We start from the raw sequence: 18362 nt of genomic DNA, 5'->3' as shown, positions 1-18362 counted from the left end.
CCATCGACGCCCCTGGCGCGCGCCGATCAGCGCTTGAGTGCCGGAATCGCCGCTGGCTTCCACTGCTGCAGCGGCTGCTCGGCCATCTTTTTTTCCAGCAGTGCCAGCGCCACTTCGAGCTGGCGGTCGCGGCCGCTGAAGGTCTCGTGCGGCAGGTTGTCCACTTCGACGTCCGGACTCACGCCCACGCCCTCGATCAGCCATTCGCCGTCTGCCGCGAACTGGCCGAATTCGGCCACCCGCGCCATGCCGTTATCGAGCAGGCCGTTGCCATCGCTGAGCCAGACGCCGGCGCCGGCGGTGCGCTTGCCCACCAGCGGTCCGAGCTTCAGGGCCTTGACCCCGGCGGCAAAGGTCTCGCCGTCGGAATAGGTCAGTTCGTCCATCAATACCACCAGGTGGCCGCGGAAGCTGTTCTGCATGTTGGACTGCGGCTGGTTGCCGTTCGCGCTCCAGAACGCCCACGAGCGGCGCAGCAGCTTTTCGATGATCCAGCTGTCGATGTTGCCGCCGTTATTGCGGCGCACGTCGATCACCAGGCCTTCCTTGTTGATGTTGGCGTAGAAATCGCGCGCGAAGGCATTGATGTCGCGCGCGGTCATGGCGCGCAGGTGCAGGTAGCCGATCCTGCCCCTGGAAAGCGCATCGGCCTGCTGCGCCCTGCCCTGCTCCCAGTCGGCGTAGCGCAGGCTGGCATGGCGCGCCATCGACACGGGCGTGACGATCACGGCGCGCGGCTTGCCCGCTTGCTTGCCCTCGGTCTTCACATGCAGCAGCACCTGCTTGTCGGCCTGGTCGAGCAGCAGGTCGGCGATGTCCCGGCTCTCGGCCAGCAACTTGCCGTTGACCGCCAGGATGGTGTCGCCCTCCTTGATGCCGACATCGGGCGCGGCCAGCGGGCCACGCTCGGATGGCAGTTCCGGCTCGCTGCGGTAGATGCGCTCGACCCGGAAGCCTTCGAGCGTGCGCACCAGTACCGCGCCCAGGCTCGATGGCACGCCCTCGCCGCTGGCACGGCGCTGGTCGCCCGGACGGATCTGCGAATGCAGCGCGCCGAGTTCGCCCACCATCATGCCCAGCACGTCGTCGAGCTCGGCGCGGTCGGTCACCCGCTCGACCAGTGGCGCATAGCGCGCGCGCGCCGCGTTCCAGTCGATGCCGCGCATGTTGGCGTCGTACAAGAAATCGCGGTGCATACGCCAGGCGTCGTTGAACATCTGCGCCCATTCCAGGCGCGGATTGGTGCTGACCGCCCAGTCGTCGATCTTGACCCGGGCCTTGGCCAGGTCGGCCGGCGCCTTGCTGCCCGCCGCCACGATCAGCATGTCGCCAGCGCCGCTGGCGGCAAACGTGCGAAAGAAAACGTGCTTGCGATCGGTGCTCAGGCCGAATTCGCGCACATTGGCGGCGAACACTTCCGGTTGCGCACTACTGCGCGCAATCTCCAGGGTCTTGAGCACGCCGCTGCGGCCATTGTCCGACTCCAGGATGTACAGGCGCTTGTCGTCGCTCGCGAGGGCCCGGTAGTTGCCCGGCGCAATCGGCACTTCGTACAGGCGTTCGCGCAGTCCTGCATAGTCGACAGCGGGCACCGGCCCCCTGGCCTTGTCGGGCGCGGCGGCGCTGGCCGCGGCAAGGGCCGCGGCGGTCGCCGTGGCAGCGGCGGCGTTCTTGTCCGACTCGTCGCTGCCCGGCTTCATGACCGCGGAGCGGGCAGCCGCTTCTGGAGAGGCCGCTTCCGGCTTGGTCAGCTCGTCTTCGGGCTTGAAAGGAAAGCGCACGCCGGCCTGCAGGGCCAGTGCGTACACGCCGACGCGCCGGTCGAACACCGGGCCCATGTTGCGGTCGCCCCAGGGGCCGCCATTACCGACGTTGAAGTGGCGCGCGGACAGGAAGTACAGCCACTTCCCGTCCGCCGAGAACACCGGCGAATCGGCCGTGTAACGGTCGGTTGTGACAAAGGCCAGCGTCTTCGACACCAGGTTGAACATGCCGATCTGGTTGCGCTGCTCGTTCGTACCGACCCGCACAAAGGCCAGGTTGCGGCTGTCCGGGGACCATACCACCTGGTCCGGGCGGTCGGCGCCGGCCTGCTTGGCGTCGTCGATGATGACATTGGTTTTCGCCGCCAGATCGAGCAGCCAGGTGCGGCCCTTCTTGTCGGTGTGGGCCAGCCAGCGGCCGTCCGGGGACGGATACAGGCCCGAACGGTGGCTGGCGCCGTCGACAGTGAGGCGCTCGCCCTTGCCGGAGCCGTCCGCCGCAAAGCGCCAGATCTCGTTCTCGCCGGTGCTGTCCACGAAGGCATACACCGATTTGTCGTCATGGCTGAACACGGCGCTACGGGCACGTGCGCCTTCCGGCACCGCGATCTCGACGCGGCGCTGGCTGCCGGTGCCGGCGATGGTGACGCGGCCGCGCGCGGTGAGTACGATGCGCTCGGCCTTGCTGGCCACCTCGATCGCGCTGAGCGCATCGAGCGGCGAGCGCACCCGGCGTGTACGCTGCTGGTCGAAGTCCGACACCAGACTGGCTTGCAGGCGCGTATCGCGCCCGCTGGCGATGTCGAACAGGCGCAGGTCGGCGCCGAGCTGGTAGGCGATGCGGCCATCGCCGAGCGAAGCGGTGCGCACGTCCCACTCCTGGTGGCTGGTGTGCACCCGGCGGTCGCTCCCGTCCGGGAGCGCAGACCAGATATTGTCGCTGCCGCCGCTGTCGCTGATGAAATAAATGCGGCCCTGCCACCACATGGCGCGGCGATTGTTCGCACTGTCGCCCCGGAACAGCGGCACGGCTTCGTCCCTGGCGCCAAGGTCGAAGCGCCACAACTGCGCGTGCGCGCCGCCACGGTAGGAGCGGACGTTATCGTTGGTCATCGACAGGCCCATGCGCGTGAAGAACACGGATTTGCCATCGTCGGTAACCAGGGCGTCATTGGCGTCGGCCAGCGGCAGTACCCGGCGCGCCAGCGTTGCCGGGTCGAGCGCGGCCACCACGCGGTGCTTGGCCGGCCCGACCGAATTCTCGGTGTTCACCAAAACTTCGCCCTGCGCCGTCCAGCCCAGCACCGTCACCCCGCCATTTTCAAAGGTGATGCGCTTGGGCAGCCCACCCTCGAGCGGCATCACATAGGCTTCCTGCGCCCCTTCGTAAGAAGCGGCGAAGGCGACCTGTTTGCCATCGTGCGAGATCGCGGCATGCGTTTCCATCGATGAATGGGTGGTCAAGCGCGTCGCCTTGCCCCCCGCCGTACTGGATCGCCACAAGTCGCCCTCGGCGGTGAATACCACGGTGTCGCCGCGCACCGCCGGGAACCGGAAATAAGGGTCGGCGGCGGCGGCCTGGGCGCCGATAGGGGCAAGGGAAGCGGCCAGGGAAGCGGCCAGGATGGTGCGGGACAAGGTCATGTTGGATCGAGACGCGAATTGCTGAAGAAAAAGAGTTTGCCACAGGTGGCGGAGCGAACGGCGTCCCTACACAGAATAAATTGCGCCTGGCAGCCTGGAGTTCCACCCCGCCGCGATCCAGTTTCACGAAGGGTAATGGCGAAAAAAGGCGCTGTGTTCGTTAGCTATGGATGAGCATTGAACTGCTGAGCTGAACTGCTGAGCTATTTGGCGGTCCAACCCCGGGTCGATCCCGATACGGAGTGGTGAATGAAAACGCCCAGGTTCGCCAAGCTGTTTGCCCAGCTTCCCATGCTCAACCAGGCCCAGCGGCTGCAGATGCTCGATGCCCTGCATCCCGCAGCCGGCCTCGACCGGGTAATCGCCCTGATCGGGCAGATCCGTTCGGCAGGGCGGCGCTGTCCGCAATGCGGCTGCCAGCGCTACCACCGGCACGGCCAGGCCAACGACCTGCAACGCTTTCGCTGCTGCCAGTGCCGGCGCACATTTAACGACCTGAGTGGCACGCCGCTGGCACGGCTCAGGCTGCGCGGCAAGTGGCTCGACTACCTCGGCGCCGTGCTCGATTCAAGGCCGGTGCGCGACGCCGCCAAGCGGGTTGGCGTCCATCGCAACACGGCGTTTCGTTGGCGCCATCGCTTCCTGGACCGGGTCAGGCATGACCGGCCAGCGCAGCTCGGCGGCATCGTCGAAGCCGACGAAATGTTTCTGCTCGAATCGCAAAAAGGCTCGCGCACACTCGGTCGCCCGCCGCGCAAGCGAGGCGGCCGGGCCAGTCTGCCTGGCATCTCGCATCACCTCGACTGCATCCTGGTCGCGCGCGACCGCAGTGGGCAGACCATCGACGCCGTTACCGGCCGTGGCGCCTTGAAGGTAGTCCAACTGGTGCGGCACCTGTTGCCGAAGCTGGCCCCGCAAGCGCTCCTGGTCACCGATTCGCATGCCGCCTACCGTGCGTTCGCCCGCCAGCGGGGCATCGCCCACCAGGCGGTCAACCTGCGCTCCGGCGAGCGGGTTCGGTTCAGTAAGGCGGGCGCGATCCATGTCCAGAACGTCAACGCCTACCACCGGCGCTTGCGCCAATGGCTGGCGCGGTTCCACGGGGTTGCCTCGCGTTGGCTCCCCAATTACCTGGGCTGGCATTGGGCACTCGATGGCGGGCGGGTCACTTCCGTCGAGCACTTGCTGCGCATCGCATTCGGAGTCATCCATAGCCAACGGTGACAGCGCCTAAAAAAAAACCGCGCTACCACAGCGCGGTTTTCTCTGACAAGAACGATTTACTCGATCTCGACTGTCTCGGCCGGAGCCGGCGGCGGCAGCACGTCGCCTTCCGGGAACTCGAGGACGACATCGTCCTTCTCGTTCAGGTCGACGGTAATGCGGCCACCGTTGACCAGGCGGCCGAACAGCAGTTCGTCGGCCAGCGCCTTGCGGATCATGTCCTGGATCAGGCGCGACATCGGGCGCGCACCCATGAGCGGATCGAAGCCCTTCTTCGACAGGAACTTGCGCAGCTTCTCGGTGAAGATGGCTTCCACCTTTTTCTCGTGCAGCTGTTCTTCGAGCTGCATCAGGAACTTGTCCACGACACGAAGGATGATGTCCTCGTCCAGTGCACGGAAGCTGATGGTGGCGTCCAGGCGGTTGCGGAACTCTGGCGTGAACATGCGCTTGATATCGGCCAGCTCGTCGCCCGCCTGCTTCGAATCGACGAAGCCCACCGAGCGCTTGGTCAGGCTTTCGGCGCCCGCATTGGTGGTCATGATGATGATCACGTTGCGGAAGTCGGCCTTGCGTCCGTTGTTGTCGGTCAGGGTGCCATGGTCCATCACCTGCAGCAGGATGTTGAAAATGTCCGGATGGGCTTTTTCAATCTCGTCGAGCAGCAGCACTGCGTGCGGCTTCTTGGTGATGGCTTCGGTCAGCAGGCCACCCTGGTCGAAACCGACATAACCCGGCGGCGCACCGATCAGGCGCGACACAGCGTGGCGCTCCATGTACTCGGACATGTCGAAGCGGATCAGCTCGATACCCAGGATAAAGGCCAGCTGCTTGGCGACCTCGGTCTTGCCGACCCCGGTCGGACCCGAGAACAGAAAGGAACCGATCGGCTTGTCCTGCTTGCCCAGGCCAGCGCGCGCCATCTTGATGGCCGACGCCAGCGCATCGATCGCCGGATCCTGGCCGAACACCACGTTGCGCAGGTCGCGGTCGATGGTCTGCAGCTTGCTGCGGTCGTCCTGGTTGACCGTTTGCGGCGGAATCCGGGCGATCTTGGCGATGATGTCCTCGATCTCGGTCTTGCCGATGGTTTTTTTCTGCTTCGACTTCGGCAAAATACGCTGGGCAGCGCCAGCCTCGTCGATCACGTCAATGGCCTTGTCGGGCAGGTGGCGGTCATTGATGAAGCGCGCCGCCAGTTCGGCCGCGGTAGTGAGCGCCGACGCCGAATACTTGACGCCATGGTGCTCTTCGAAGCGGGACTTGAGGCCACGTAGGATCGCCACGGTCTGCTCGACCGACGGTTCGTTGACGTCGACCTTCTGGAAGCGACGGCTCAGTGCATGGTCTTTCTCGAACACGCCGCGGAATTCCGTGAACGTGGTCGCGCCGATGCACTTGAGCTGGCCGTTGGCCAGGGCCGGCTTGAGCAGGTTGGACGCGTCGAGCGTACCGCCCGACGCGGAACCGGCGCCGATGATCGTATGGATCTCGTCGATGAACAGCACGCCGTTCGGGGTGTCTTTCAATTGCTTGAGAACCGCTTTCAGGCGCTGTTCGAAGTCGCCGCGGTACTTGGTGCCGGCCAGCAGCGCGCCCATGTCGAGCGAATACACGACGGCATTCTGCAGTATCTCGGGCACGTCTTCCTGGACGATGCGCCATGCCAGGCCCTCGGCGATGGCGGTCTTGCCGACACCGGCCTCGCCTACCAGCAGCGGATTGTTCTTGCGGCGGCGGCACAGGATCTGGATCACGCGGTCGACTTCTTCTTCGCGCCCGATCAGCGGATCGATCTTGCCATCGGCCGCCGCCTTGTTCAGGTTCTGGGTGAACTGGTCGAGCGGGCTTTCCTTGGCCTGGCCTTCGACCTGCGCTTCTTCCACGCCCTCGGACGCCTTGGAGGTGTCGAGCTGCTGGTCCTTGCGCACGCCGTGCGAGATGAAGTTGACCACGTCGAGGCGGGTCACGCCCTGCTGGTGCAGGTAATACACCGCATGCGAGTCCTTCTCGCCGAAGATCGCCACCAGCACGTTAGCGCCGGTGACTTCTTTCTTGCCGTTCGAGGCCGATTGCACATGCATGATCGCGCGCTGGATCACGCGCTGGAAACCGAGCGTCGGCTGGGTATCGACCTCGCCCGTGCCGGGCACGGTCGGGGTGTTATCGCCGATAAAATTCGTCAGGGTCTTGCGCAGGTCTTCGATATTGACCGCGCACGCACGCAGGACTTCGGCAGCCGACGGATTATCGAGCAGGGCAAGCAGCAAATGCTCCACGGTAATAAACTCGTGGCGTGCCTGTCGCGCTTCGACAAAGGCCATGTGTAGGGATACTTCAAGTTCCTGCGCAATCATACTTCCTCCATCACGCATTGCAGGGGATGCCCCGCCTTACGCGCATGCGTTAAGACAAACTCCACTTTGGTACACGCTATATCTTTGGAAAACACTCCACAGACACCTTTACCGTGACGGTGCACGGACAGCATGATCTGGGTCGCGGTTTCACGGTCCTTGTTGAAATACTCCTGGATGACCGCCACCACAAATTCCATCGGCGTGTAGTCGTCGTTCAGCAGTGCCACCTGATACAACGGTGGCGGTTTTACGGTTTGCCGCTCCAGCAGCTGTTCGGTGTCATGCTTCGTAGCCATGGGCGTATTCTAATGCTTTCAGTATCGGTGCCAAGCGTAAACGTCAGCGCGTTCTCATGTGCTTTCCATCTTACTTGTTTTCGCTTGAATGCGCAGATGGCGATCCAATTGACGAAATCAAGAGCTGGGTTAACGCTACCATGGGAAAAATGCCAACAGTTGCTCAAAAGCGCTTGACTTGCGTGGTTATTCAACCAACAATGCAGTCATCAACAGGGGGTTTTTGTGACCTTGTTGATAAGAAGTGAGCAGGCTGAGGAGGGGGCAAGAAGCTTCTTGCTTTTATGGCTCGTGTGATTTGTTTTTACTTGAAGGCTCTTTTATGGCAACTGGTACTGTTAAGTGGTTCAATGATTCCAAAGGCTTTGGCTTCATCACTCCTGATGACGGCGGCGAAGATCTGTTCGCACACTTTTCCGCAATCAACATGAACGGTTTTAAGACCCTCAAAGAAGGTCAAAAAGTTCAATTCGAAGTCACGCAAGGCCCGAAAGGCAAGCAAGCTTCCAACATCCAGGGCAACTGATCGTTCCCCTCCCGGAAGCAAGAAACCCCGCAGCTGCGGGGTTTTTTTTGCCCTGCGCGGCACACGGTTACATGTTTTCGATCATCACTTCACCAAAGCCCGAGCACGAGACCTGGGTCGCGCCTTCCATCAGGCGCGCAAAATCATAGGTGACTTTCTTGGACGTGATCGCCTTTTCCATCGAACTGATGATCAGGTCGGCCGCTTCCAGCCAGCCCATGTGTCGCAGCATCATTTCGGCCGACAGGATCAGCGACCCCGGATTGACGTAATCCTTGCCTGCATACTTGGGCGCGGTACCGTGGGTGGCTTCGAACATCGCCACCGAATCGGACAGGTTGGCGCCCGGCGCAATGCCGATGCCGCCGACCTGCGCGGCCAGTGCGTCAGAAATATAGTCGCCGTTCAGGTTCAGGGTGGCGATCACGCTGTACTCGGCCGGACGCAGCAAAATCTGCTGAAGGAAGGCGTCGGCAATCGAATCCTTGATCATGATCTCGCGCCCGGTCCTCGGATTCTTGATCTTGCACCATGGGCCGCCGTCTAACAGCTCGGCGCCAAACTCGTGTTGCGCCAGCGCATAGGCCCAGTCGCGGAAACCGCCTTCGGTGTACTTCATGATATTGCCCTTGTGGACAATGGTGACCGATGGCTTGTCGTTGTCGAGTGCGTACTGGATCGCCTTGCGCACCAGGCGCTCGGTGCCTTCGCGCGAGACTGGCTTGACGCCGATGCCGGAGCTGTGCGGGAAGCGAATCTTCCTGACCCCCATTTCCTCGGTCAGGAACTTGATCACCTTCTCTACTTCGGCCGAGCCAGCTGCCCATTCGATGCCGGCGTAGATGTCTTCCGAGTTCTCGCGAAAGATGACCATGTCGGTCTTTTCCGGCTGCTTCAGCGGCGACGGCACGCCGGCGAAATAGCGCACCGGGCGCAGGCAGACATACAGGTCGAGTTCCTGGCGCAGCGCAACGTTGAGCGAGCGGATCCCGCCACCAACCGGCGTGGTCAGTGGCCCCTTGATCGAGACCACATAGTCTTTCAGAACGTCGAGTGTTTCCGCCGGCAGCCACATGTCCGGGCCGTAGACACTGGTTGATTTTTCGCCAGCAAAGATTTCCATCCAGCTGATCTTGCGCTGGCCGCCATAGGCCTTGGCCACTGCCGCATCGACGACCTTGATCATGACCGGTGTGATATCGGCGCCGGTGCCGTCGCCCTCGATATAAGGAATCACGGGATGATCCGGCACGCTCAAGGAAAAATCGGCGTTGACGGTGATCTTCTGGCCGTCGGCCGGGACCTTAATATGTTGGTACATCGTCTTCTCCCAAGTGGTCGGGTGGCCGGCCGCCAAGGCAGCGGCTGGCTAGGCCTGTAACATGTACTAGAATGCACAATTCTTATGCGCGGGCCGACAAAATTGCGGCCGCAAGTCTTGTATAAGACATCACTGTTGCGTCTTGCATTATGCACCAGTATTTTCCGAGGCGCCACGATCTGCCTCGTCGTTCACTCATTCGCGCCGATTGCGCCCGCTCGTCATCCATGCCACTGATTCTCTTCAATAAACCGTTCCAGGTGCTGTGCCAGTTCTCCGGCCAGGATGGCCGCGAGACGCTGGCCAATTACCTGGATATCCCGAATATCTACCCGGCCGGCCGGCTCGACGCCGACAGCGAAGGCCTGATGCTGCTCACCGACGACGGCAAGCTGCAGCACCAGATCGCACACCCCGACCATAAAGAAGCCAAGACCTATCTGGTGCAGGTCGATGGCGTGCCCGATGCCGCCGCGCTGACACGCCTGCAAGCGCCGCTCGACCTGGGCGACTTCGTCAGCAAGCCGTGCCGCGCAGTCCGGATCGCTGAACCGGGCTGGCTTTGGCCGCGCAATCCGCCGATCCGCGCCCGCGCCGACAAGCCGACCGGCTGGATCGCCATCACGCTCGAAGAAGGCAAGAACCGGCAGGTGCGCCGGATGACGGCCGCGGTTGGGCTACCGACACTGCGGCTGGTGCGCAGCAGTATCGGCCCGTTTTCGCTGGCGACGCATCCCTTGATGCCGGGGCAATTTATCGAAGTGCGCTACCCCCCGGCGTAGCTGGCAAACTGCCCTCCCCAAGAAAAACGCCAGCCCGAAGGCTGGCGTTTTTATTTCAGCAAGAGCCAAGGCCCTTGCTTACGCAGCAAATCCATCCAGCGCCGCATTGAAGGTCGCGCTCGGGCGCATGATGGCCTTCACCTTGGCTTCGTCGGCCTTGTAGTAGCCACCGATATCGGCCGGCTGGCCCTGCACCGCCAGCAGCTCGGCCAGGATCTTCGCTTCGTTCTCAGCCAGTTGCTTGGCCAGCGGCGCGAACTTGGCCGCCAGTGCGGCGTCTTCGGTTTGCGCGCCAAGCTCCTGGGCCCAGTACATCGCCAGGTAGAACTGGCTGCCGCGGTTATCGAGCTCGCCGGTCTTCGGCGATGGCGACTTGCGGTTGTCCAGCAGCTTGCCGGTGGCGGCGTCCAGGGTCTTGGCCAGCACGCTGGCCTGCTTGTTGCCGGTCTTCAGGCCCAGGTCTTCCAGCGAGACTGCCAGTGCCAGGAACTCGCCCAGAGAATCCCAGCGCAGGTGGTTTTCTTCGGTCAGCTGCTGCACATGCTTCGGTGCCGAACCACCGGCGCCGGTTTCGTACATGCCGCCGCCGGCCATCAGCGGGACGATCGACAGCATCTTGGCACTGGTGCCCAGTTCGAGGATCGGGAACAGGTCGGTCAGGTAGTCGCGCAGGATGTTGCCGGTCACCGAGATGGTGTCCAGGCCGCGCTTGACGCGCTCGAGGGTGTAGCGCATCGCGCGCACTTGCGACATGATCTGGATGTCCAGACCGGTCGTGTCGTGCTCTTTCAGGTAAGTGCGCACCTTCTTGATCAGTTCATTTTCATGCGGACGGTACGGGTCGAGCCAGAACACGGCCGGCATGCCCGAGTTGCGCGCGCGCGTCACGGCCAGCTTGACCCAGTCGCGGATCGGCGCATCCTTGACCTGGCACATGCGCCAGATGTCGCCCGTCTCGACGTTCTGCGACAGCAGCACTTCGCCGGTGGCGAGGTCGGTGATGTTGGCCATGCCATCTTCGGCGATCTCGAAGGTCTTGTCGTGCGAACCGTATTCTTCGGCTTGCTGCGCCATCAGGCCCACGTTCGGGACGGTGCCCATGGTCTTCGGGTCGAACGCGCCATGCCATTTGCAGAAGTTGATGATCTCCTGGTAGATGCGGGCGAAGGTCGATTCCGGGATGACCGCCTTGACTTCCTTGAGCTTGCCGTTGGCGTCATACATCTTGCCGCCGGCGCGGATCATGGCCGGCATCGACGCGTCCACGATCACGTCGTTCGGCGAATGGAAGTTGGTGATGCCCTTGGTCGAGTCGACCATGGCCAGCGCCGGACGGTGCTCCTGGCAGGCGTGCAGGTCGCGCTCGATTTCTTCGCGCTGCGAGGCCGGCAGGTCGGCGATCTTGTTGTACAGGTCGGCCATGCCGTTGTTGACATTGATGCCAAGGCTGTCGAACAGGGCGCCGTGCTTTTCAAACGCTTCTTTATAGAACATGCGCACGCAGTGACCGAACACGATCGGGTGCGACACCTTCATCATGGTGGCCTTGACGTGCAGCGAGAACAGCACGCCGGTCTCGCGCGCGTCTTCGATCTGCTTGGCGTAGAAGTCCAGCAAGGCCTTGCGGCTCATGAACATCGAATCGATGATCTCGCCGTCCTGCAGCGCCACTTTTGGCTTGAGCACGATGGTCTGGCCAGACTTGGTGACCAGCTCCATCTTGACTTCGCGCGCGCCAGCAACCGTCATCGACTTTTCGCCATGGTAGAAGTCGCCGTGGGTCATGTGCGCCACGTGGGTGCGCGAAGCGGCCGACCAGGGAGCCATCGAATGCGGGTTCTTGCGGGCGTATTCCTTGACGGCGCGCGGAGCGCGGCGGTCCGAGTTACCTTCGCGCAGCACCGGGTTGACCGCGGAGCCGATGCACTTGTTGTAGCGCGCCTTGATGGCTTTTTCTTCGTCGGTCTTCGGGTTGGCCGGGTAATCGGGCAGCTTGTAGCCCTTGGCCTGCAGTTCTTCGATCGCGGCGACCAGTTGGCCCACCGACGCGCTGATGTTCGGCAGCTTGATGATGTTCGCGCTCGCCTCCAGGGTCTTCTTGCCCAGCTCCGCCAGCGAATCGGGTACGCGTTGCTCCGGGGTCAGGTTTTCCGGGAAAGCGGCCAGGATGCGGGCCGCGACCGAAATGTCGCTTTGCTCGACCGTGATGCCGGCCGGCTTGGTGAAGGTGCTGACCACTGGCAGGAAGGCGTGGGTCGCCAGCAGCGGTGCCTCGTCGGTCAGGGTGTAGATGATGGTCTGATCACTGCTCATACGCTTTTTCCTCGATGCGCGCGGGTTGGCGCGGTGTCTAAAACAGGTGTGAATATCGGCCTCGAAATCCAAGTCTTCTATAAGACATAAGACGAGCGTTTCACATTATGCACCAGTATTTTACTAGGCGCCACGGTTTTAGGATATCCACCATCGGACAGAAGGCATACCATCGGCTGGCAAATATCCGATCCGGCAAGCAAAAAAACCCGCCGGACCAAAGGGTCGGACGGGTCTTTCTACTGCACAGAACTTCCTGCGCGGCCAGGGCCGCACGCATGTGGCTATTAGGCCGACAGTGCTTTCAGGGCTGCAGCCAGGCGGCTCTTGTGGCGCGCTGCCTTGTTCTTGTGGATGATCTTCTTGTCAGCGATGCTGTCGATGGTCGACACCGATTGCTGGAAGATGGTGGTTGCTGCTTCCTTGTCGCCAGCCTGGATGGCCTTGCGCGCTGCCTTGATTGCGGTACGCAGGGTCGAGCGCTGCGACGAATTGTGCGCGTTTTGCTTAACTGCTTGACGAGCGCGCTTGCGCGCTTGTGCGGTATTTGCCATGAAATTTCCTAAATCGGGGTCAAGTTGCGTTTGCAAACATTCGCGAATGAAACTGGCGCCTCAGTGTCGCCACCGGTGCCTGCCCAACGATTCGTGTCTGCTAACAGAATTCAGTACAGCCCACGATTATAGCGAAGGAAACGGGTCTGGGCAATTCATAAATGCATAATTGTCGCCGCCTGGCCCTTGGTAAAACGAATAATTCTCCTTTGCAGCCCCGTGCGGCGGGACTGGCGTGGTGTTGCCCAAGTATAATTCCCCGCCATGAACCTGCTCCGTACCCTTGCCGCTATTTCCAGCATGACCATGGTGTCCCGCGTCACCGGTTTGCTGCGCGAAAGCCTGTTCGCGGCCACCTTCGGCACCTCGAATTTCACCGACGCATTCAACATTGCGTTCCGCCTGCCAAATTTGCTGCGGCGGCTGTTCGCCGAGGGCGCATTTTCGCAGGCTTTTGTCCCGATCCTGACCGAATACAAGACCAGAAACGGCCAGGAGGCGGTCAAGACCCTGGTCGACCATGTGGCGACGGTACTGATCTGGGCCACCTTGCTCACCAGTGTGCTGGGCATCGTCGCGGCCCCGCTCCTGATCCTGTGGATCGGCGGCGGTCTGCAGCGTGAGCCGGCCGCTTTCGACAGTGCCGTCGTCATGACCCGGATGATGTTCCCCTACATTACCTGCATGGCCTTCGTGGCACTGGCCAGCGGCATCCTCAATACCTGGCGCCAGTTCAAGATACCGGCGATCACGCCGGTGGTGCTGAACCTGTCGTTCATCTTTGCAGCACTGGTGCTGTCGGATTATTTCGCCCAGCCGATCTATGCGATGGCCGTGGGCGTATGCATCGGCGGGGTCTTGCAGGTCGCGGTGCAGATCCCATCGCTGGTCAAGCTGGGCATGCTGCCACGGCTTTCGCTCAATCCGCTGGTCGGGCTGCGCGACAGCGGCGTGCGGCGCATGCTCGGCAAGATGGGACCGGCCGTCTTTGCCGTCGCGGCGGCCCAGATCAGCCTGCTTATCAACACCACTATCGCCGCCTCGCTGGCTGCCGGTGCGGTCACCGCCTTGCAGTATGCCGACCGCCTGATGGAGCTGCCCACCGCGCTGCTGGGCGTAGCGCTGGGCACCATCTTGCTGCCGGGCCTGGCGAAGGCCAATACCGAAGGCGACACCGGCGAATACTCGTCCCTGCTCGACTGGGGCCTGCGCCTGACCTTCCTGCTGGCGATCCCGTCGGCGGTCGGCATGGCCACGCTGGCCACGCCGATGATCGCTACCTTGTTCCACTACGGCGCCTTCCATGCGGGCGATGTCGCCGCCTCGTCCATGCCGCTGATGGCCTATAGCGCCGGCCTGCTCGGCTTTATCCTGGTAAAAACGCTGGCGCCGGCTTTCTTCGCGCGCCAGGAAGTGCGTACCCCGGTGATCATCGCGCTGGGCGTCCTGGTCGCCACCCAGCTCATGAACCTGGTGTTCGTGTGGGGAATGGGGCTGGGCGTGGCTGGCCTGGCGCTGTCGATCGGGGTCGGGGCCTGCATCAACGCCGGCTTCCTGTACGCAGGCCTGCGCCGCCGCAAGATCTACATACCGCAGCCCGGCTGGGGCAAGTTCGTGTTCAAGCTGGTGGTCGCGGTGTCGGTGATGGGCGCGGTGTCGTGGTTCGGCCAGACCCAGTTCGACTGGATCGCGATGCGCGCCACGCCGCTGCTGCGTGCCGGCGCGCTGGCGGCGATCATCGGCGCCGCGGCCCTGGCCTATTTCGCCGTGCTGCTGGTGCTGGGCTTTCGTCCGCGCGACTTCAAGCGCCGTTCCAAGTAAGCCAGTTCAGCGCCCGGATTCGCGCGCCGGCGGCTCTTTTGGATCGTCCTCGTCCTTGTTCGCTGCGGGATCGACTTTGCTGTCGTCGCTGGCCTCGTCCTGCGCCGGCGGCGCTGGCGGCTCCGGTTCGGGTTCGGGTTGCGGCGCGGGTTCCGGCTCGGGTTCCGGCGCGGGTTCCGACGCGGGTTCCGGTTCAGCGCGCGCCGGCGGCGCGACTTCCTGCATCGGCGCCTGCGCCGCCACCGGGGCCGCCACCGGGCCGGATGGCGCCTCAGGCGGCGGCGCCATGATGGGTTGCGGCGGCGCCATCCCTGGCTGCGTGCCCGGCGCGGCAGGCGTCAGCGCGCCCTGCCCGGTCGCCATGAATTTCCAGTCTGCCAGGTGTCGCTTGTTCTCGAAATTGGGAAAGCGCGCGTCGAATTTCGCCAGCTTGAGCGGCTGCGCCTGCGACAGGCTGTGCACGCCCAGGATGCGCCCGCCGTCGCCGGCGCGCACCAGGCCCCATTCGGCCTGGCCGGTGACCGGATCGACGAAGATCTTGCGCAGGTGGCGGCGCGGGTTCGGAAAGCGCGGGTCGCGCAGCAGTTCCTGCAGCGTCAAAGGCTGCGGCGGCTGGCCACGCGGCGTGGCCTCGGCATAACTCTTGAGCGCGGCGGCAAATTGGGCGCCGGTCTCGAGCAGCTCGGTTTCGGCCTGGGCGCGCCGCAGCAGCGACTCCACTTTCAGTGTCGCGGCGCCGACCATGCCGACGATGAAAACAAAGATGATCAGGCCAAGGTAAGTGAAGCCGGCCTGGCGCCGCAATGCCCGATGCAGCATGCCCGTCGTACGCACCCTACCACTGCGCATAAGGAGCGCCCTTGCGGCCCGTGCCGGGCGCGCCGCTGCGCAGGTTGCCGAGCACGCCCTGCTCGCCTTCCGGGGGCGGCTCGATGATCCAGCCCTCGCGGCTGTCCAGGATCGGGTCCATCGGCAGTTCGCGCAGGTATTTTTTTTCCACCAGCTGCTCGAGGGAGTCCGGGTAACGGCCGGTATCGGCATGGAACTGGTCGATGACCGCGCGCGTATTGCGCAGGTTTTCCAGCAAAATGGTTTCGCGGGTGCTGTCGATGCTCGGAAAAAACCGCGGCACCGCCAGCGTCAGCAGCAGCGCCACGATACCCAGCACCACCAGCAGCTCGATCAATGTAAAGGCGCGCCGGCGCCGCGGGAAACTGCGCATCGTCTTTACCATGTCCTGGTCACCATCTTGCATACGGAATGCCATTGAGCCCGATCCGGTCCGACGTCGACACCACATCGTAGACGTCGTCGCCCTCTTTCGGCTGGTCTGGCTCGCTGGCATAGCTGCGCTTGCCCCAGGTGGCGGCGTCGGCCAGGTCGGGGTCGGGATTGAACGGGTCGCGCGGCAAGCGCCGCAAGAAATATATCCGTGCTTGCCGGGGACTGCGCAGGTCGCGCACGCCCTCGACCAGCACCTCAAGGCGCGGCGGGTAGCCGCTGGCGCCGGCGGCCTTGGCCACCCGGCCTTCGTCGCTGGCTTTCTTGTAGGCGTCGATGGCGCCGCGGATGTCGTGCAATGCGCGGCGCAGCTGGGCCTCGTCGCGGCGCTGGGCCGTGACCTGGGCCACCGGCACCACCAGCGTGCCCAGCAGGGCCAGAATGGCCAGCGTCACCAGCAGCTCGATCAGGGTAAAGCCGCGTCGCGCGATCATGGATGCTTCATGGCTGATTCATGGCGGCGTCATTGGCGGGCCGGCGGCGTGGCCGCTGGCGGCGGCGCAACCGGGATCACCTCGATGTTGGCCGGCGTGGCGGGCGGCGCAACCACTGGCGGCGTCGGCAGCGCGCCCGGCGGCGCCGATTGCGGCGAACCGGTTTGCGGAGTCACCGGCAGCTGCGATGGAGGCACCGACAGCGGCGCGGCGGGCGCGCCAGGCACCGTGGCGGCGCCGGCGGTGGCGGTGGCGGCGCGGGCGGCGGCGGCAGCGGCGCCCGGCAGCTGGACTGGTGCGCGCACCGCGGTGTCGGGGCGGCGGCGGAAGCTCGCTTCGGTGCCGGCGCCAAATTCGGACGCCGACGCCGGAGGGCGCTGCACGGTGCGCACCAGGCGCGGCGTGATCGACAGCACGATCTCGGTGCGGTCGTTCTGGTCGCGCGTGCTGCCGAACAGGCGGCCGATGATCGGCAGGTCGCCGATGCCCGGCACCTTGCTGCCGCTGGAGCGGTCTTCATTGCTGATCAGGCCGGCCAGCACCTGGTTCTCGCCATCCTTGAGCTGCAGCAGCGTGGTGGCCGAGCGGGTACCGATGCGGTAGGCCACGGTGCCGGCGCGCGTCGTGACCGATTCGCCCAAGGTGCTGACCTCGAGCGAGATGCGGATCGCCACTTCGTTATTCAGGTAGATGGTCGGCTCGACGTTCAAGGTCAGGCCGACATCGACATAGTTGACCGATTCGGAAGCGAAGCCGCCCACGCCGGACGAGATCGTGGTCGAGATGTTCGGGATCTTGTCGCCAATGACGACCTTGGCCTTTTCCTTGTTGCGCACGCGGATGCGCGGATTGGCCAGGGTGTTGGAATCGCCATCGATCTTGTTGGCATTGACGGTGGCGCTCAGGTCGCTGATCACGCCGATGTTGCCGCGGTTCAGGCCGCGCAACTGGTCGATGGTGAGCGGGGCGCCATCGAGGCCGGCCAGGGGGGCGAAGGACAGCGATCCTGGCCACGAGATGCCCAGGTCGGTAATGCGGCTGCGCTTGATCTCGAGCACTTCGACGTCGAGCATGACTTCCGGTTCGGGCACGTCCTGCAGGGCCACCAGCTGGGTGGCCACGCGCACCGCTTCCGGGCTGTCGCGCAGGATCACCAGATTGAGCTTCTCGTCCACCACCACGTCGCGCGCCTTGAGGATGGTCTTGAAGGTGTTGGCGATGTTCTTGGCGTCGGCGTTGGCCAGGAAGAAGGTCTTGACCGTCATCTCCTGGTATTCCTTCAGCTTGGCCGCGATGTTCGGGTAGATCAGGATGGTATTGCCGTCCATGACCTGGCGCTCGAGCTGGTTGGTCATCAACAGGTAGTACACCGCCGCTTCCACCGTACTGTTCTTCAGGAAGATCGAGGTGCGGTTATCGGCCTTGACGTCCTTGTCGAAGACGAAGTTCAGGCCCGAGTGGCGCGAGATGATCTCGAACACCTGCTTGAGCGGGGCGTCGCGGAACTCGAGACTGATCGGCTTGCGAAAGCTCGCCGCCAGCGCGGCTTCGCCAGCGGGCACGGCCTCGGCCTTCTGGTCGATCTCGAGCAGCAGCTGGCGCGCCGGCTCGTGGCCCGGACGTTCGGTCAGCACGGCGCCAAGCTTCTGGCGCGCGCTATCGAGCTCGTTTTTCTCGAGCGCGGCGCGCGCCGCTTCCATCATGCTGGCGTGGCGGCGATCGGCCTCGATCGCGCGCAGGCCGGCACGGGCGCGCTCGTTGGCTGGATCGAAGCCAAGGACGCGGCGGTAGTCCTGCAGCGCCAGCTCGGGCTGGCCGCCCGCCAGCGCATCCTCGGCCTGGCCCAGCAGGCGCGCGGCGGCGCTGTCACGCGTGCGCAGGTAGGCGCTCTTGTACTGCGCGTTATTCGGGTCGGCGGCCACTGCCTCCTGGTATTTCACCAGGCCAGCCGCGACCTGGTCTTTCGCCACCAGGGCAGTGCCCTGCTGGTAGGCGCGCTGTCCTGCGCAGCCGGCCAGCAGCACGGTCATCATGCACGCTGCC

The 18362-nt window shown here is 63.8% G+C and carries 14 protein-coding genes; 4 read left to right on the top strand and 10 right to left on the bottom strand.

The features are described from left to right. Positions 1–26: 26 nt before the first annotated feature. Positions 27–3407, bottom strand: coding sequence for a S41 family peptidase (locus tag NRS07_RS07585; protein ID WP_259212229.1), 3381 nt, complete (start codon positions 3405–3407; stop codon positions 27–29). 249 nt (positions 3408–3656) lie between these two features. Between NRS07_RS07585 and NRS07_RS07580 the strand changes: the two genes are divergently transcribed. After that, positions 3657–4631 carry an IS1595 family transposase gene (locus NRS07_RS07580; RefSeq protein ID WP_259212227.1) on the top strand — a complete coding sequence of 325 codons (975 nt, stop codon included), beginning with the start codon at positions 3657–3659 and terminating at the stop codon, positions 4629–4631. A 56-nt stretch (positions 4632–4687) separates the two neighbouring features. On the opposite strand, the gene clpA is transcribed toward NRS07_RS07580, so the two are convergent. Beyond that, positions 4688–6988 (bottom strand): ATP-dependent Clp protease ATP-binding subunit ClpA, encoded by a 2301-nt coding sequence (clpA, locus tag NRS07_RS07575; RefSeq protein WP_259212225.1) that lies wholly within the window; start codon positions 6986–6988, stop codon positions 4688–4690. After that, complete coding sequence (gene clpS / locus NRS07_RS07570) at positions 6985–7287, bottom strand: ATP-dependent Clp protease adapter ClpS (RefSeq protein WP_020653505.1); 303 nt, start codon at positions 7285–7287, stop codon at positions 6985–6987. The genes clpA and clpS overlap by 4 nt, the downstream gene beginning before the upstream one ends. A gap of 322 nt (positions 7288–7609) precedes the next feature. Between clpS and NRS07_RS07565 the strand changes: the two genes are divergently transcribed. Beyond that, on the top strand, positions 7610–7813 hold the full coding sequence (locus NRS07_RS07565; protein WP_171084635.1) for a cold-shock protein: 204 nt from the start codon (positions 7610–7612) through the stop codon (positions 7811–7813). Positions 7814–7880: 67 nt separating this feature from the next. On the opposite strand, the gene icd is transcribed toward NRS07_RS07565, so the two are convergent. Then, positions 7881–9134: an NADP-dependent isocitrate dehydrogenase gene (gene icd / locus NRS07_RS07560; RefSeq protein WP_259212223.1), complete on the bottom strand. Its 1254-nt coding sequence runs from the start codon at positions 9132–9134 to the stop codon at positions 7881–7883. A 227-nt stretch (positions 9135–9361) separates the two neighbouring features. On the opposite strand from icd, the gene NRS07_RS07555 reads away from it, so the two are divergent. After that, positions 9362–9916, top strand: coding sequence for a pseudouridine synthase (locus NRS07_RS07555; protein WP_259212222.1), 555 nt, complete (start codon positions 9362–9364; stop codon positions 9914–9916). 78 nt (positions 9917–9994) lie between these two features. Here the strand turns inward: NRS07_RS07555 and NRS07_RS07550 are convergent, their stop codons facing one another. Together NRS07_RS07550 and rpsT are read right to left on the bottom strand one after the other, a co-directional pair. Further along, positions 9995–12229 (bottom strand): NADP-dependent isocitrate dehydrogenase, encoded by a 2235-nt coding sequence (locus tag NRS07_RS07550; RefSeq protein WP_259212221.1) that lies wholly within the window; start codon positions 12227–12229, stop codon positions 9995–9997. Between the two features lie 287 nt (positions 12230–12516). Then, positions 12517–12783 carry a 30S ribosomal protein S20 gene (rpsT, locus tag NRS07_RS07545; RefSeq protein ID WP_259212220.1) on the bottom strand — a complete coding sequence of 89 codons (267 nt, stop codon included), beginning with the start codon at positions 12781–12783 and terminating at the stop codon, positions 12517–12519. 264 nt (positions 12784–13047) lie between these two features. Between rpsT and murJ the strand changes: the two genes are divergently transcribed. Further along, entirely contained in the window at positions 13048–14604 is a 1557-nt protein-coding gene (murJ, locus tag NRS07_RS07540; RefSeq protein ID WP_259212218.1) for a murein biosynthesis integral membrane protein MurJ, read from the top strand. A 6-nt stretch (positions 14605–14610) separates the two neighbouring features. On the opposite strand, the gene NRS07_RS07535 is transcribed toward murJ, so the two are convergent. From NRS07_RS07535 to NRS07_RS07520, 4 genes are read right to left on the bottom strand one after another with little or no spacing between them, the layout of a single operon-like run. Then, on the bottom strand, positions 14611–15423 hold the full coding sequence (locus NRS07_RS07535; protein WP_259212217.1) for a type II secretion system protein: 813 nt from the start codon (positions 15421–15423) through the stop codon (positions 14611–14613). A gap of 16 nt (positions 15424–15439) precedes the next feature. After that, complete coding sequence (locus NRS07_RS07530) at positions 15440–15826, bottom strand: type II secretion system protein (protein WP_259213093.1); 387 nt, start codon at positions 15824–15826, stop codon at positions 15440–15442. Between the two features lie 19 nt (positions 15827–15845). Next, positions 15846–16319, bottom strand: a complete 474-nt coding sequence (locus tag NRS07_RS07525; protein ID WP_259212216.1) for a type II secretion system protein — start codon at positions 16317–16319, stop codon at positions 15846–15848. 29 nt (positions 16320–16348) lie between these two features. Then, positions 16349–18352 carry a secretin N-terminal domain-containing protein gene (locus NRS07_RS07520; RefSeq protein ID WP_259212215.1) on the bottom strand — a complete coding sequence of 668 codons (2004 nt, stop codon included), beginning with the start codon at positions 18350–18352 and terminating at the stop codon, positions 16349–16351. Between the last annotated feature and the right edge of the window lie 10 nt (positions 18353–18362).

This window comes from Massilia sp. H6 (genome assembly GCF_024802625.1).
Classification (GTDB): domain Bacteria; phylum Pseudomonadota; class Gammaproteobacteria; order Burkholderiales; family Burkholderiaceae_D; genus Telluria.
Note: the sequence above shows the minus strand (reverse complement) of the source record. Positions and strands in the feature narration are given on the sequence as shown.